The following is a 13,451-nucleotide window of genomic DNA, read 5'->3' as shown; positions in this document are numbered from 1 at the left end:
TCAGAGTCTGAACTCTTCGCCCAAATAGACTCGCTTAACTTGTTCATCCTCCAGAATCTCTTCTGGCGAGCCGTGTGCGATCAAATGCCCCTGGCTTACGATGTAGGCCCGTTCACAAACCGCCAGCGTTTCACGCACGTTGTGGTCGGTTATCAACACGCCCAGCCCGCTGTCGCGCAGGTGCTCGATGATTTTTTTAATATCGATAACGGAGATGGGGTCGACGCCTGCAAAAGGCTCATCCAGCAGAATAAATTTGGGGTTGGCCGCAAGTGCGCGAGCAATCTCGACACGACGACGCTCTCCCCCTGACAGCGCCTGGCCCAGACTATTGCGCAGATGCTCAATGTGGAACTCATTCATCAACTCGTTGGCACGGTCTTCACGCTGCTCAGTCGTCAGATCTTCGCGGATCTGCAACACGGCCATTAAGTTGTCGTAGACGCTCAGGCGGCGAAAAATCGACGCTTCCTGAGGCAAATAACCAATCCCACGGCGTGCACGGGCGTGCAGCGGCAGAATACTGATATCTTCGTCATCAATAATGATGCGGCCCGCATCACGCGGGACAATGCCTACCACCATATAGAACGTGGTGGTTTTACCCGCACCATTAGGGCCAAGCAGACCAACGATCTCGCCGGATTTGACCTGTAGACTGACATCTTCGACCACGCGTCGGCCTTTGTAAGCCTTCGCCAGGTTTTCCGCAATTAAAGTAGCCATAGCTGATTAGTTACTCTTTTTTTGTCCGGAGGACTGGGTGCCTTTATCCTGCAACTGAGAAGGAACCAGCACCGTCGTTACGCGCTTACCGCTGCTGCCGTAAGCCTGCATCTTCTGCTCTTTTACCAGATAGGTGATCCGGTCGCCCTTCACGTTGCTGTCGAGCTGCTCCAGATAAGCGTTATTCGTCAGTTCGACAAAATCTTTTGCCAGTTCATAATGCATTTTCTGCGCATGGCCCTTCACCGGTTTACCGTCATCCTGCAACTGATAGAAGGTGGCCGGGTTGCCATAGGCATCCACGATGGTTTTATTGCTGTCGCCACCAGGACGGGTAACGACCACTTTATCCGCGGTAATTTTGATCGAACCCTGGGTGACAATAACGTTACCCGTAAAGGTCGCTACGTTGCCCTGCATATCCAGAGCCTGATTTTCTGAGTCAACATTTACCGGCTTTTCGGAATCTCCGGTCAGCGCCAGGGCTGGAAGGCTGGCAGCCAGCAGCAGGCCGAGCGTCAGAAACTTAAGATTATTTTTCATTTTGGATTTCATAAGAGGTTTTGACCTTTTCAATCAACTCGGCAGTTTTCTTCCGTAAATTTCCACGCATCTTCATTCCCGTAGAGTTAAAGCTACGGCCATAAAGCGTCACCTGATCTTCCGATGTGACATCCTGCGTCACGAGGTTTACTACGGCATTATCGGTCTTAATCCGCTCAAGTTGAGCGTCTTGCGTCAGGCTGTTGACCTCAACGTGACCATAGAGATAGAGCATACGATCGTTGGTCAGTTTGGCTTTGTCGGCGCGCACGGACCAGGTCGGGATCTTATTTTCATCGTAGGTCGTCATTACCGGGTTATCGAACCAGCTGACGGCCTCTGTGGAAAAATAGGTGACTTTATCGGAGACGAGCTTGTAGCTCAGGGCGCCCTGCGGGTTATACACCACCGTATCAGATGTCTGGCTGGTATAGGTGGGTTCCTGATCGTTGCTGGCAACCTGCGACCCGTTATCGTCCGGTCCCGCCAGATTCCAGCCGATCAGCACGATGGCCACCAGCGCCAGTAACAAGGTAATCCAACGTCTGGTTTTACTCATACAGACTGCCCTTTGGCTTCATCAAACTTATCCTGTGCCATCAAAATCAGATCGCAAATCTCACGAACGGCTCCGCGTCCACCCGCAATGCGAGTGACATAATCTGCGCGAGGCAGCAGAACCGGATGGGCATCAGCCACGGCGACGCTGAGACCCGATTCCGCCATCACCGGCCAGTCAATCAGGTCATCGCCAATATAAGCCACCTGTTCGGGGCGAAGTGCTAGTGTATCCAGAAGTTCGCGGAAGGCCAAAAGCTTATCGGTTTGTCCCTGGTAAAGATGCGTAATCCCGAGCGTTGCACAGCGATCTTCCAGCAGTTTCGCTTTACGGCCAGTGATGATGGCGACTTCCACATCAGAGGTCAGCAGGCAGCGGATACCATAACCATCGCGAACGTTGAACGCCTTCAGCTCTTCGCCATTATTGCCCTGATAAATCACGCCATCGGACATCACGCCATCAACATCACAAATAAGCAGCCTGACGTTGCGCGCGCGGGTCATGACTTCCTGGCTTACGTCGCCATAGCAGGTTTTCACCCAGCCTGTAACAGTACTCATTTCTCTCTTATTCCTTGTTAAACCACGCCAGCGCGCAGCATGTCATGCATATGCACAACGCCCAGCAGCAGGTCGCCATCCGCTACCATTACCGCCGTAATGTTGCGGCTTTGCATCAGGTTCAGCGCATCCACAGCCAGCAGGTTAGGGCGTACCCGAATGCCGCCGGTCGTCATAACGCTGGCAATGCTGGCCGTCTGAATATCGATTCCCATATCAAATACCCGACGTAAATCACCGTCGGTAAAAATACCTTCGATTTTCATCAGGTCATTGCAAATCACGGTCATACCCATGTTCTTGCGGGTTATTTCCAGCAGAGCATCGCGCAACGAGGCATCCCGGCTGACATGGGGGATCTCGTCGCCAGTGTGCATAATATCATTTACGGTGAGCAGCAACTTACGACCCAGTGCGCCGCCCGGATGGGAAAGGGCAAAATCTTCAGCGGTAAAGCCTCGCGCTTTCAGTAAGGCCACAGCCAGGGCGTCACCCATCACCAGCGTAGCCGTGGTGCTGGAGGTGGGGGCCAGGCCCAACGGGCAGGCTTCCAGCGGTACTTTAACACAGAGATGGATATCAGCGGCACGGCCCATTGCGCTTTCAGGCTTGCTGGTCATGCAGATTAACGACACGCGCAACCGTTTAAGTACCGGGATCAGGGCCAGAATTTCTGAGGATTCGCCGGAATTGGAGATGGCAATCACGATATCGCCGGCGCTGACCATTCCCAGGTCGCCGTGGCTGGCTTCGGCAGGGTGGACAAAGAAAGCTGGGGTGCCGGTACTGGCAAAGGTCGCCGCCATCTTTTTGCCGATATGGCCCGATTTGCCCATTCCCATCACCACGACTTTTCCCAGGCAGCTGTAAATGCGTTCGCAAGCCTGAGTAAAGTCCTCATTGATGTATTGGTCGAGCTGCTCAAGTCCCTGACGCTCAATGGTCAGAACCTCTTTACCAGCCTGCTGAAAGTCAAACCCAGGCTCAAGATTGCCAGGTGCCATATTTTCCATTCCTTTTTACCAGAGGGTAGCGGAGGGCAGCCAGTAGAGCAGGGCAACCCAGGCTACAAAACCAGAGAGCAGTAGTGCGCCAGCCACGCGGCCAATACAGCGGCTGCGTTGTAAGCAGATCAGGGTAAAGAGCGCGCTGACGCCAAGCATGACCCAGTAATCACGGGCAAAAGCGTGTATATCGATATCGCCCGGATGAATCAGTGCCGGAACGCCCAGCACAATGGCAATATTGTAGATGTTAGAGCCGATCAGATTGCCGATGGCGATGTCATCTTCACCTTTCAGCGCTCCCGCTATAACCGTGGCGAGTTCAGGCAGGCTGGTGCCCACTGAAATCAGCGTCAGACCGATAACCAGTTCGCTGATGCCAAAGAAGTCCGCAATCACCGTGGCATTATCAATCACCATGCGCGTCGACATCGGCAGAATAATTAAGGCAACCGCCAGCCACAAAAACGCTACCGTGTTGCCGCTGTCATCCTGTGGCAGCTCAGCCAGCTGCTCGCGGGTCAGTGAGTCGTTGTTTTCGCGCTCGGCTTTCCGCGCAATTTTAATAATAAACAACAAGTAAGCGATGGCGATAGCGATCAAGGCGATACCGTCCTGGCGACTGAGATTATTATCAAACAGCATAACGCCGCACAACAGCGTAACCAGCAGCATCAGCGGCAGTTCACGCCTGACCAGATTGGAGTGGACAGTCAGCGGGTGAAGCAGCGCGGCCCCGCCAAGAATAAGCAGAATATTGGTGATATTCGACCCCATAGCGGTACCCACGGCGATATCCATCTGTCCATGCATCGCCGCAGAGAAAGAGACAATCAGCTCGGGTAATGAGGTGCCAATCCCCACCACCGTCATGCCAATAATCAAAGGGGGAATGCCCAACGCCCGGCTCAAAATGGCGGCGCTGAATACCAGACGATCTGCACCATAGACCAGCAAAACTAAACCGATAACTAATAGTGCTATTGCAACGAGCATGGAATGTCCTTTGATCGGGTATAATCGTCGGCTCGCCTTGCGCGACGTGTAAAGCAAGGGCGTTATGTTAATGTGCTGATTTTGACGGTCTGAAAGCAAAAAGTAAAACTTATGCCAACTTTAGCCACGTCTGCGAGGTAAGTTTCTGTAAAAGTGTCGTGCCTGATAGGTTTTACGTTACCATCAGAACTAAATATACGCCTGAAATCGTGGAGAGATAACTATGAGCCAGACGGAAACGAATTTGGTTGATGTACGCGGCGTGAGCTTTGCGCGTGGCGATCGGCCTGTATTCGATAACATCTCGCTGACGGTTCCAAAAGGGAAAGTGACGGCCATTATGGGGCCATCAGGCATCGGTAAAACTACCCTGTTACGCCTGATTGGCGGGCAGTTACGCCCGGATAGTGGTGAAATCTGGTTCAACGGTGAAAATATTCCCAGCCTCTCTCGTTCGCGCTTATATGAAGCGCGAAAAAAGATGAGCATGCTGTTTCAGTCTGGTGCGCTGTTTACCGATCTCAGCGTCTTTGATAACGTCGCCTGGCCGCTGCGTGAACATACGCAACTTCCCCCGGCACTGCTGCGCAGTACGGTTATGATGAAGCTGGAAGCCGTTGGGTTACGCGGCGCCGCGCAGCTGAAACCTTCTGAACTCTCAGGAGGCATGGCCCGCCGCGCTGCCCTGGCGCGCGCTATTGCGCTGGAGCCTGACCTGATTATGTTCGATGAGCCGTTTGTCGGACAGGATCCCATCACTATGGGCGTGCTGGTTAAACTTATTGATGAGCTAAACCACTCTCTGGGCATGACCTGTATCGTGGTTTCGCACGACGTGCCGGAAGTGCTGAGTATTGCCGACTACGCCTATATCATTGCCGGGCAGAAAGTGATTGCCCAGGGCACGGCTAAGGCGCTGCATGAAAATGAAGACGCCCGCGTGCGTCAGTTTATCGATGGTATCGCCGATGGCCCGGTACCGTTTCGTTTTCCTGCAGGGGATTATCTGCAAGACTTAACCGGTCAGGGAGTTAACTAACAGATGTTATTACGTGCACTGGGACGGCAGGGAATCAATACCTGCGCTTCCTTTGGCCGCGCAGGATTAATGCTCTTTCACGCGCTGGTAGGCATTCCACGCTTTCGAAAACATGCGCCGCTGGTGGTAAAACAGCTCTACAGTATTGGCGTGCTTTCGCTGCTGATTATTGTGGTGTCGGGTTTGTTTATCGGCATGGTGCTGGGCTTGCAGGGCTATCTGGTCTTAAACACCTATGGCGCTGACAGCAGCCTTGGCATGCTGGTGGCGCTTTCGCTGCTGCGCGAACTTGGCCCTGTGGTGACAGCGCTGCTGTTTGCCGGTCGGGCAGGTTCGGCGCTGACAGCGGAAATAGGGCTGATGAAAGCTACCGAACAGCTCTCCAGTATGGAGATGATGGCGGTTGATCCTCTGCGACGAATCATTTCACCCCGTTTCTGGGCTGGTTTTATCAGCATGCCGTTGCTGACGCTAATTTTTGTAGCGGTGGGCATTATGGGTGGCGCCATCGTAGGCGTGAGCTGGAAAGGGATCGACAGCGGATTCTTCTGGTCGGCAATGCAAAATGCCGTTGACGTTCGGGCTGACGTGGTTAACTGCGTGATTAAAAGTGCGGTGTTCGCCTTTACGGTCACCTGGATAGCCCTGTTTAACGGCTATGATGCTATCCCCACTTCAGAAGGGATTAGCCGGGCAACCACTCGCACTGTGGTACACGCCTCTCTGGCGGTACTCGGTTTAGATTTTGTGCTGACTGCACTGATGTTTGGGAACTGATTCAATGCAAACGAAAAAAAGCGAACTTTGGGTAGGGGCATTTTTACTGCTGGCGCTGTGTGCGGCGCTTTTCCTGTGCCTGCGCGTGGCGGATTTGAAATCTCTGGGCAATGAGCCTACCTGGAAGCTGTATGCCACCTTCGACAATATCGGTGGCCTGAAGACTGGCTCCCCGGTAAAAATTGGCGGTGTGGTCATTGGGCGCGTCACCGATATTGCTCTGGATGACAAAACCTATTCACCACGTGTATCGATGGATATTGAAGAAAAATATAATCAGCTTCCCGATACCAGCTCGCTGGCGGTCAGAACTTCCGGATTGTTGGGTGAGCAATATCTTGCGCTGAACGTAGGTTTTGATGACCCGGATATGGGAACGGCTATGCTTAAAGATGGCAGCACCGTACAGGACACCAAATCGGCGATGGTGCTGGAAGATCTGATTGGCCAGTTCTTGTATAAGAGCGGCAACGGTAACGATAATAAAGATGCAGCGTCGGCGGCACCGGAAACTGACGGACAACCCGCGCCAGCTGCAACCACTACTCCTTAAGAGGATAATCAATGTTTAAACGTTTCCTGATGGTGGCAATGCTGGTTATTGCCCCGGTAGCAGCCAATGCCGCTGCGGATCAAACTAACCCCTATCAATTGATGAACGAGGCGGCAGGCAAAACCTTTACCCGTCTGAAAACAGAGCAGCCGAAGATTAAGCAGGATCCCAACTACCTGCGTCAGATCGTTCGCCAGGAGCTGCTGCCTTATGTACAGATTAAATATGCTGGCGCGCTGGTATTAGGCCGTTATTACAAAGATGCGACACCAGCCCAGCGTGAAGCTTACTTCGCCGCCTTTGGTGATTATCTGGCGCAGGCCTACGGCCAGGCGCTCGCCCTCTATAACGGTCAGACTTACCAGATTGCACCTGAGCAGCCCTATGCGGATAAAAACATCATCGCTATTCGTGTGACCATTGTGGACCCTAATGGCCGCCCGCCTGTCCGCCTGGATTTCCAGTGGCGCAAAAACAGCCGTACCGGCGACTGGCAGGCGTACGACATGATTGCTGAAGGTGTTTCAATGATCACCACCAAACAGAATGAGTGGAGCGATACGCTGCGCCAGAAGGGCGTTGAAGGTCTGACTCAGTTACTGAAATCCTACGCTAATCAGCCGATTACTCTGGATAAAAAGCAATAATGCGCGAACAACTGAGCTGGCACCTTGAGGCGAATCAGTTACATCTTACCGGCGAGCTACAACGGGAAACGCTGCTGTCGCTCTGGGACCAGCGCGAGACGGTCATGAAACAGATCGATACAATCGACGTTTCGGCGCTGGAGCGCGTGGATTCTGCCGGGCTGGCGCTGCTGGTGCATTTGCGCCAGATTGCGCTGGAGCAGGGCAAAGCGCCGCTGTTTACAGGCGTTAATGAGAAACTGCTTTCGTTAATCACCCTCTACAATTTGCAGCAGATCATTGTTTCTGACCGCTAAAAAGTCCGTCTGAAACTGAACAGAACGAGCCCCTGCCCCCGCAGGGGCTTTTTGCTTGTTTAAGATAGCGGCGCTTTCCACTAATATGTGTGCCTGTTTATCATTAACTAATTTAGAAGCCTCATGGAAACTAGTGAAATTCAATCCGTGCTGATGGGCGCGTTAGCTTTGCAGGAAGTCCACGTAACTGGCGATGGCAGCCACTTTCAGGTTATCGCCGTAGGCGAACTGTTCGGTGAAATGAGCCGGGTCAAAAAACAGCAGGCTGTCTATGCTCCGCTGATGGCATACATCGCAGATAACCGCATCCATGCCGTATCGATCAAAACCTTTACCCCGGAAGAGTGGGCGCGCGACCGTAAGCTGAACGGTTTTTAAGCTTCGCTAAGGCCCTCGCAGAGCGCTGCGGTGGGGCGGGCGGTACTTTATTGTTAAAAAAGAGAGCTGGTGCAATGGATAAATTTCGTGTGCAGGGTCCGACCCGTCTGAGCGGGGAAGTGACTATTTCCGGCGCTAAAAATGCAGCGCTGCCGATCCTGTTCGCCGCTCTGCTGGCGTCCGATCCTGTAGAGATTCAGAATGTCCCTAAACTCAAGGACATTGATACCACGCTGAAGCTGCTGGGCCAGCTTGGTGTGAAGGCGGAGCGTAATGGCTCTGTGCATCTTGATGCCAGCAACGTGGATATTTATTGCGCGCCGTATGAACTGGTGAAAACCATGCGCGCCTCTATCTGGGCGCTGGGGCCACTGGTGGCCCGCTTTGGTCAGGGACAGGTTTCTCTGCCCGGCGGATGTGCCATTGGTGCCCGTCCTGTTGATTTGCATATCACCGGGCTGGAGCAGTTAGGCGCGGTGATCAAACTGGAAGAGGGTTACGTTAAAGCCTCTGTTGATGGCCGCCTGAAAGGGGCACACATCGTCATGGATAAGGTGAGCGTTGGCGCTACCGTGACCATCATGAGTGCAGCTACCCTGGCAACCGGCGTGACGGTAATTGAGAACGCTGCCCGTGAGCCTGAAATTGTCGACACGGCTAACTTCCTGAATACGCTGGGTGCGAAAATCACCGGTGCAGGTAGCGACCGTATTACTATCGAAGGCGTGGAACGTCTGGGCGGCGGTGTTTATCGCGTGTTACCCGATCGCATCGAGACCGGGACTTTCCTGATCGCAGCGGCCATTTCTGGCGGTAAAGTGGTTTGTCGGGCTACTCAGCCTGATACGCTGGATGCCGTACTGGCAAAACTGCGCGAAGCGGGCGCGGAAATTGAGACCGGTGAAGACTGGATAAGCCTGGACATGCATGGCAAGCGTCCCAAAGCGGTCAACTTCCGTACTGCGCCGCATCCCGGTTTCCCAACGGATATGCAGGCACAGTTCAGCCTGCTGAACCTGGTGGCTGAAGGCACGGGCGTGATCACCGAAACAATCTTTGAAAACCGCTTTATGCATATCCCTGAGCTGATCCGTATGGGCGCTCATGCGGAGATTGAGAGCAATACGGCTATCTGTCACGGCGTTGAAAAGCTCTCGGGTGCCCAGGTGATGGCGACCGATCTGCGTGCTTCTGCCAGCCTGGTTCTGGCGGGCTGCATTGCAGAAGGTACAACCATTGTGGACCGCATCTATCATATCGATCGCGGTTATGAGCACATTGAAGATAAGCTGAAAGCGATGGGCGCGAACATTGAGCGCGTTCGCGGCGAAGAGTAATCTTCCTGCTAAATCAGAGTGCAAGGCGGTAGGAAACTACCGCCTTTTTTATTATCTCATCAGCTTTTTACGATCGATCAATTGCTGGGTGTGAGGATCGTAATAGCGGCTTGGCCAGATTTCAGCAGGATGAATATCCAGCGCATTGGCAATCAGCCATTCGCCTTTCGGCCAGGGGCGGAAAAGGGCATTTGCCAGGGTAGATGAGCTCAGCCCCGCCTTTCTGGAGACGCCAGCAAGGCTGGTTCCCCTTTTGCGCAGGTTCGCGATAATGTCTGCGTTATGCCAATCTTGTTTATCTTTACACATATGTGTTTCCTCCTTGTACACACAACAAAATTGCTATGAAGGGTCTCAAACCGGGCGGGCAGAGCGCTGTGCCGGAAAGGGCAGTGGGCGATAATCCGCTACAGGAAACCCGGAGGTTTTATAACAATATTTGGATAATAATTTCCAATAGTTTCTCAATAAGGGTTTGGATTTGTGCCCCATCGCGCAAAAGTTACGCAACCCTTTAAACCGTTACATTCATGCAGAGCGCGCGCCAGGCATCGGGGCGCAGAGGAAAGGGAAGGAGAGCAAAAAAGAGGGAGATAAGCGCGGCTGCCCGCGCCTGGGAATATCAGAAATCGCGCTGAACGGACATATGTGCCAGAGCTTCCAGAGCGCTGCGCCATGGCGACTCCGGTAGCGCCTTCAGCGCGGCAATAGCTTTGTCAGCTTCATTCTCCGCGGCCTGACGCGTCCACTCCAGAGAGCCACACTGGCGCATGGTTTCCAGAACGGGTTCCAGTAAATGACGACCGTTACCCTGCTCGATGGCTTCTCTGATCAGTTTTGACTGCTCAGCATTTCCATTTCGCATCGCGTGCAGCAGAGGCAGGGTAGGCTTACCTTCACTCAGATCGTCCCCGACATTTTTGCCCAGCGTTTTGCCATCCGCACTGTAATCGAGTAAATCATCAATCAGCTGGAAAGCGGTACCGAGATAGCGTCCGTAATCCTGTAGCGCTTTTTCCTGCTCTGAAGAGGCATCGGCAAGAATGGCTGAGGATTGGGCCGCCGCTTCAAACAGACGAGCCGTTTTACTGTAGATAACCCGCATATAGCTCTCTTCAGTAATATCCGGGTCGTTGCAGTTCATCAACTGCAACACCTCGCCTTCCGCGATAACGTTCACCGCTTCCGACATCAGCGCCAGAACGCGGAGAGAACCAAGGCTGGTCATCATCTGGAAAGCGCGGGTATAGATGAAGTCGCCCACCAGCACGCTGGCGGCGTTGCCAAAGGCGGCATTCGCCGTGGCTTTCCCTCTGCGCATATCCGATTCATCCACCACATCATCATGAAGCAGCGTAGCGGTGTGGATAAACTCAATCAGGGCGGCCACGGTAATATGTTGTTTACCTGTGTAATTAACGGCGCGCGCCGCTAACACAGCAATCATCGGGCGGATGCGTTTGCCTCCACCACTGATGATGTAGTAACCCAGCTGATTGATGAGGGAAACCTCTGAATTCAGCTGTTCGAGTATGGTTGCATTGACGTCCGCCATATCTTGCGCGGTGAGTTCGTTTATCTGTTCTAAGTTCATCAGTCTGTTCAGCTATTGCTCAGTATGCTGCTATGATAAGCGTCTTTACCCGTGCCTGCGGCATATAATGTATAACAGATTGTACTGGAAAATCGCCGTAACGAAACAATTGCCTGTGCTATGTGTTTTTTTTCTGCAATACAGCGCATCAGGCACTTGTCATTACGAGGGAACTTGCGTAGAATTCGCGCCCTATTGTGAATATTTATAGCGCAGCCTGAAACCAAGACGGCAAGCGCGAGAGCGGAGTTTTATATGTACGCGGTTTTCCAAAGTGGTGGTAAACAACACCGAGTAAGCGAAGGTCAGACCGTTCGCCTGGAAAAGCTGGACATCGCAACCGGCGAAACGATTGAATTCGACCAGGTTCTGATGATTGCCAACGGTGAAGACGTGACAATTGGCGCGCCTTTAGTTTCAGGTGGCGTGATCAAGGCAGAAATTATTGCCCATGGTCGTGGCGACAAAATCAAGATTGTTAAGTTCCGTCGTCGTAAACACTACCGTAAGCAGCAGGGTCACCGTCAGTGGTTCACTGACGTGAAGATCACTGGCATCAGCGCCTAAGAGGAGATCTGACAAATGGCACACAAAAAGGCTGGCGGCTCCACTCGAAATGGTCGCGATTCCAATGCAAAACGTCTCGGCGTTAAGCGTTTCGGCGGCGAAGCCGTACTGGCAGGTAGCATCATCGTTCGTCAGCGTGGAACCAAATTCCATGCGGGTACCAACGTAGGCTGCGGCCGTGACCACACCCTGTTTGCAACTGCAGACGGCAAGGTCAAATTCGAAGTTAAAGGCCCGAACAACCGTAAATTCATCAGCATCGTTGCTGAATAAGGTTTTCGTGCCTGAAAGCGGTACCTGATACCGCTTTCCGCAGCGAATCTGAAAGCCCCGCTTTGATTGCGGGGCTTTTTACATTCTGTCTTAAGCCCCCGGCGTAATTCCACTTGTGGGTAGACAGTAAAGACGATTTTTACTGTACACTTTATACTCAGCTGCACAATGTCTTGAGGCGGATCCCCTTTCTGGAATTGACGCGAAGACAGATTCTGCGGCACCAGACGCTCCGTCACAGGCATCTTTGTTTGCCACGACGGATCACCCCCGGACAGGCGTACCCGTGCCGGGCGAATGATTTACGGAGAAGTAACATGAAGTTTGTTGATGAAGCGACGATACTCGTTGCTGCGGGCGATGGCGGCAATGGCTGCGTCAGCTTCCGTCGTGAAAAATATATCCCAAGAGGCGGTCCGGACGGTGGCGACGGTGGTGACGGCGGCGATGTCTACATGCAGGCCGACGAAAACCTGAACACCCTGATCGACTACCGTTTTGAAAAATCTTTCCGTGCTGAGCGTGGCCAGAACGGCCAGAGCCGTGACTGTACCGGCAAGCGCGGCAAAGACATCACTATCAAAGTGCCGGTGGGCACACGCATCATCGATCAGGGCACTGGCGAAACGCTGGGTGACATGATGACCCATGGTCAGGTGCAGATGGTCGCTAAAGGCGGCTGGCATGGCCTGGGCAACACCCGCTTTAAGTCATCCGTTAACCGTTCTCCCCGTCAGAAAACGATGGGAACGCCAGGCGAAAAGCGCGATCTTCAGCTGGAACTGATGCTGCTGGCCGATGTGGGCATGCTGGGCTTACCTAATGCCGGCAAGTCGACCTTTATCCGTGCCGTTTCTGCCGCTAAGCCGAAAGTGGCGGACTATCCGTTTACCACTCTGGTTCCCAGCCTCGGCGTGGTGCGTATGGACAGCGAGAAGAGCTTCGTCATTGCCGATATTCCTGGCCTGATTGAAGGTGCTTCTGATGGCGCAGGTCTGGGCATCCGCTTCCTGAAGCACCTTGAACGCTGCCGCGTCCTGCTGCACACCATTGACCTGGCGCCGATTGATGAATCTGACCCGGTTGAGAATGCGCGCATCATCCTGGGCGAGCTGGAAAAATACAGCGAGAAACTGTTTAACAAACCTCGCTGGCTGGTGTTTAACAAGGTTGACCTGCTGGATCAGGAAGAGGCCGAGGCGCGGGCTAAAGCAATTGCTGAAGCGCTGGGCTGGACCGACAAGTATTACCTGATCTCTGCCGCTAACCGCGTAGGCGTCACGCCGCTGTGCTGGGATGTTATGTCCTTCATTATCGCTAATCCTAAGGAAGCGGAAGAAGAGCAGAAGCAGCCTGAAAAAGTGGAATTCATGTGGGACGACTATCATCGTCAGCAGCTGGAAGAAGCCGAAGCAGAGTCTGAGATTGAAGTGGAAGAAGATGACTGGGATGACGACTGGGATGAAGAAGACGACGAAGGCGTCGAAATCATCTACAAGCGTTAATTCTTAGGGACACCCAGTGTGTCCCTTTTTTTATGGGCAACGCGCGGGCCACTCTCTGAGACGAAATAACGCTTATGTCGTTATGCGCCTTCCG

18 protein-coding genes are annotated in these 13,451 nt (G+C 53.1%); 10 read left to right on the top strand and 8 right to left on the bottom strand.

Features of this window, described 5'->3' with window-relative positions:
- Genes lptB through AAH450_RS19100 form a run of 6 tightly spaced genes read right to left on the bottom strand, consistent with a single transcriptional unit; the run spans window position 1 to window position 4,391 of the window.
- Window positions 1–726 carry an LPS export ABC transporter ATP-binding protein gene (lptB, locus tag AAH450_RS19125; RefSeq protein WP_306210168.1) on the bottom strand — a complete coding sequence of 242 codons (726 nt, stop codon included), beginning with the start codon at window positions 724–726 and terminating at the stop codon, window positions 1–3.
- A 6-nt stretch (window positions 727–732) separates the two neighbouring features.
- Window positions 733–1,281, bottom strand: coding sequence for a lipopolysaccharide ABC transporter substrate-binding protein LptA (gene lptA / locus AAH450_RS19120; RefSeq protein ID WP_342911638.1), 549 nt, complete (start codon window positions 1,279–1,281; stop codon window positions 733–735).
- Window positions 1,259–1,828: an LPS export ABC transporter periplasmic protein LptC gene (lptC, locus tag AAH450_RS19115; protein ID WP_342911637.1), complete on the bottom strand. Its 570-nt coding sequence runs from the start codon at window positions 1,826–1,828 to the stop codon at window positions 1,259–1,261. The genes lptA and lptC overlap by 23 nt, the downstream gene beginning before the upstream one ends.
- Window positions 1,825–2,391, bottom strand: coding sequence for a 3-deoxy-manno-octulosonate-8-phosphatase KdsC (kdsC, locus tag AAH450_RS19110; protein ID WP_342911636.1), 567 nt, complete (start codon window positions 2,389–2,391; stop codon window positions 1,825–1,827). Before kdsC ends, lptC begins: the two co-directional genes overlap by 4 nt.
- A gap of 17 nt (window positions 2,392–2,408) precedes the next feature.
- Window positions 2,409–3,395 (bottom strand): arabinose-5-phosphate isomerase KdsD, encoded by a 987-nt coding sequence (gene kdsD, locus AAH450_RS19105; protein ID WP_342911635.1) that lies wholly within the window; start codon window positions 3,393–3,395, stop codon window positions 2,409–2,411.
- Window positions 3,396–3,410: 15 nt separating this feature from the next.
- The gene (locus AAH450_RS19100; RefSeq protein ID WP_342911634.1) at window positions 3,411–4,391 is read right to left on the bottom strand and encodes a calcium/sodium antiporter; all 981 of its coding nucleotides are present in this window, start codon (window positions 4,389–4,391) and stop codon (window positions 3,411–3,413) included.
- 223 nt (window positions 4,392–4,614) lie between these two features.
- On the opposite strand from AAH450_RS19100, the gene mlaF reads away from it, so the two are divergent.
- From mlaF to murA, 7 genes are all read left to right on the top strand, one after another.
- The gene (mlaF, locus tag AAH450_RS19095) at window positions 4,615–5,430 is read left to right on the top strand and encodes a phospholipid ABC transporter ATP-binding protein MlaF (RefSeq protein ID WP_342911633.1); all 816 of its coding nucleotides are present in this window, start codon (window positions 4,615–4,617) and stop codon (window positions 5,428–5,430) included.
- 3 nt (window positions 5,431–5,433) lie between these two features.
- Entirely contained in the window at window positions 5,434–6,207 is a 774-nt protein-coding gene (gene mlaE / locus AAH450_RS19090; protein ID WP_306210182.1) for a lipid asymmetry maintenance ABC transporter permease subunit MlaE, read from the top strand.
- Window positions 6,208–6,211: 4 nt separating this feature from the next.
- Entirely contained in the window at window positions 6,212–6,760 is a 549-nt protein-coding gene (gene mlaD, locus AAH450_RS19085; RefSeq protein WP_342911632.1) for an outer membrane lipid asymmetry maintenance protein MlaD, read from the top strand.
- Between the two features lie 11 nt (window positions 6,761–6,771).
- A complete protein-coding gene (gene mlaC / locus AAH450_RS19080; RefSeq protein WP_342911631.1) occupies window positions 6,772–7,407 on the top strand; it encodes a phospholipid-binding protein MlaC in 636 nt (211 codons plus the stop codon).
- A complete protein-coding gene (gene mlaB, locus AAH450_RS19075; protein ID WP_342911630.1) occupies window positions 7,407–7,703 on the top strand; it encodes a lipid asymmetry maintenance protein MlaB in 297 nt (98 codons plus the stop codon). Before mlaC ends, mlaB begins: the two co-directional genes overlap by 1 nt.
- Window positions 7,704–7,826: 123 nt before the next feature.
- A complete protein-coding gene (gene ibaG, locus AAH450_RS19070) occupies window positions 7,827–8,081 on the top strand; it encodes a BolA family iron metabolism protein IbaG (RefSeq protein ID WP_342911629.1) in 255 nt (84 codons plus the stop codon).
- A gap of 74 nt (window positions 8,082–8,155) precedes the next feature.
- Complete coding sequence (gene murA, locus AAH450_RS19065; RefSeq protein ID WP_306210193.1) at window positions 8,156–9,418, top strand: UDP-N-acetylglucosamine 1-carboxyvinyltransferase; 1,263 nt, start codon at window positions 8,156–8,158, stop codon at window positions 9,416–9,418.
- A 51-nt stretch (window positions 9,419–9,469) separates the two neighbouring features.
- Here the strand turns inward: murA and AAH450_RS19060 are convergent, their stop codons facing one another.
- Window positions 9,470–9,727 (bottom strand): helix-turn-helix domain-containing protein, encoded by a 258-nt coding sequence (locus AAH450_RS19060; protein WP_342911628.1) that lies wholly within the window; start codon window positions 9,725–9,727, stop codon window positions 9,470–9,472.
- Window positions 9,728–10,040: 313 nt separating this feature from the next.
- Window positions 10,041–11,012: an octaprenyl diphosphate synthase gene (gene ispB, locus AAH450_RS19055; protein WP_342911627.1), complete on the bottom strand. Its 972-nt coding sequence runs from the start codon at window positions 11,010–11,012 to the stop codon at window positions 10,041–10,043.
- Between the two features lie 255 nt (window positions 11,013–11,267).
- Here ispB and rplU point away from each other — a divergent pair, with 255 nt between their 5' ends.
- The 3 genes from rplU to cgtA all read left to right on the top strand — a co-directional run bounded on the left by rplU (window position 11,268) and on the right by cgtA (window position 13,357).
- A complete protein-coding gene (gene rplU, locus AAH450_RS19050; protein ID WP_024966679.1) occupies window positions 11,268–11,579 on the top strand; it encodes a 50S ribosomal protein L21 in 312 nt (103 codons plus the stop codon).
- 15 nt (window positions 11,580–11,594) lie between these two features.
- Entirely contained in the window at window positions 11,595–11,852 is a 258-nt protein-coding gene (gene rpmA / locus AAH450_RS19045) for a 50S ribosomal protein L27 (RefSeq protein ID WP_306210199.1), read from the top strand.
- 317 nt (window positions 11,853–12,169) lie between these two features.
- Complete coding sequence (cgtA, locus tag AAH450_RS19040; RefSeq protein WP_342911626.1) at window positions 12,170–13,357, top strand: Obg family GTPase CgtA; 1,188 nt, start codon at window positions 12,170–12,172, stop codon at window positions 13,355–13,357.
- Window positions 13,358–13,451: the final 94 nt, after the last annotated feature.

Source organism: Erwinia magellanica (assembly GCF_039023495.1).
Classification (GTDB): Bacteria; Pseudomonadota; Gammaproteobacteria; order Enterobacterales; family Enterobacteriaceae; genus Erwinia.
This window is presented reverse-complemented; position numbering and strand designations above follow the sequence as displayed.

Excerpts from the sequence above, each read along its gene's own strand:
- lptB (WP_306210168.1), bottom strand. The coding sequence starts at position 726 with ATGGCTACTTTAATTGCGGAAAACCTGGCGAAGGCTTACAAAGGCCGA.
- lptA (WP_342911638.1), bottom strand. The coding sequence starts at position 1,281 with ATGAAATCCAAAATGAAAAATAATCTTAAGTTTCTGACGCTCGGCCTG.
- lptC (WP_342911637.1), bottom strand. The coding sequence starts at position 1,828 with ATGAGTAAAACCAGACGTTGGATTACCTTGTTACTGGCGCTGGTGGCC.
- kdsC (WP_342911636.1), bottom strand. The coding sequence starts at position 2,391 with ATGAGTACTGTTACAGGCTGGGTGAAAACCTGCTATGGCGACGTAAGC.
- kdsD (WP_342911635.1), bottom strand. The coding sequence starts at position 3,395 with ATGGCACCTGGCAATCTTGAGCCTGGGTTTGACTTTCAGCAGGCTGGT.
- AAH450_RS19100 (WP_342911634.1), bottom strand. The coding sequence starts at position 4,391 with ATGCTCGTTGCAATAGCACTATTAGTTATCGGTTTAGTTTTGCTGGTC.
- mlaF (WP_342911633.1), top strand. The coding sequence starts at position 4,615 with ATGAGCCAGACGGAAACGAATTTGGTTGATGTACGCGGCGTGAGCTTT.
- mlaE (WP_306210182.1), top strand. The coding sequence starts at position 5,434 with ATGTTATTACGTGCACTGGGACGGCAGGGAATCAATACCTGCGCTTCC.
- mlaD (WP_342911632.1), top strand. The coding sequence starts at position 6,212 with ATGCAAACGAAAAAAAGCGAACTTTGGGTAGGGGCATTTTTACTGCTG.
- mlaC (WP_342911631.1), top strand. The coding sequence starts at position 6,772 with ATGTTTAAACGTTTCCTGATGGTGGCAATGCTGGTTATTGCCCCGGTA.
- mlaB (WP_342911630.1), top strand. The coding sequence starts at position 7,407 with ATGCGCGAACAACTGAGCTGGCACCTTGAGGCGAATCAGTTACATCTT.
- ibaG (WP_342911629.1), top strand. The coding sequence starts at position 7,827 with ATGGAAACTAGTGAAATTCAATCCGTGCTGATGGGCGCGTTAGCTTTG.
- murA (WP_306210193.1), top strand. The coding sequence starts at position 8,156 with ATGGATAAATTTCGTGTGCAGGGTCCGACCCGTCTGAGCGGGGAAGTG.
- AAH450_RS19060 (WP_342911628.1), bottom strand. The coding sequence starts at position 9,727 with ATGTGTAAAGATAAACAAGATTGGCATAACGCAGACATTATCGCGAAC.
- ispB (WP_342911627.1), bottom strand. The coding sequence starts at position 11,012 with ATGAACTTAGAACAGATAAACGAACTCACCGCGCAAGATATGGCGGAC.
- rplU (WP_024966679.1), top strand. The coding sequence starts at position 11,268 with ATGTACGCGGTTTTCCAAAGTGGTGGTAAACAACACCGAGTAAGCGAA.
- rpmA (WP_306210199.1), top strand. The coding sequence starts at position 11,595 with ATGGCACACAAAAAGGCTGGCGGCTCCACTCGAAATGGTCGCGATTCC.
- cgtA (WP_342911626.1), top strand. The coding sequence starts at position 12,170 with ATGAAGTTTGTTGATGAAGCGACGATACTCGTTGCTGCGGGCGATGGC.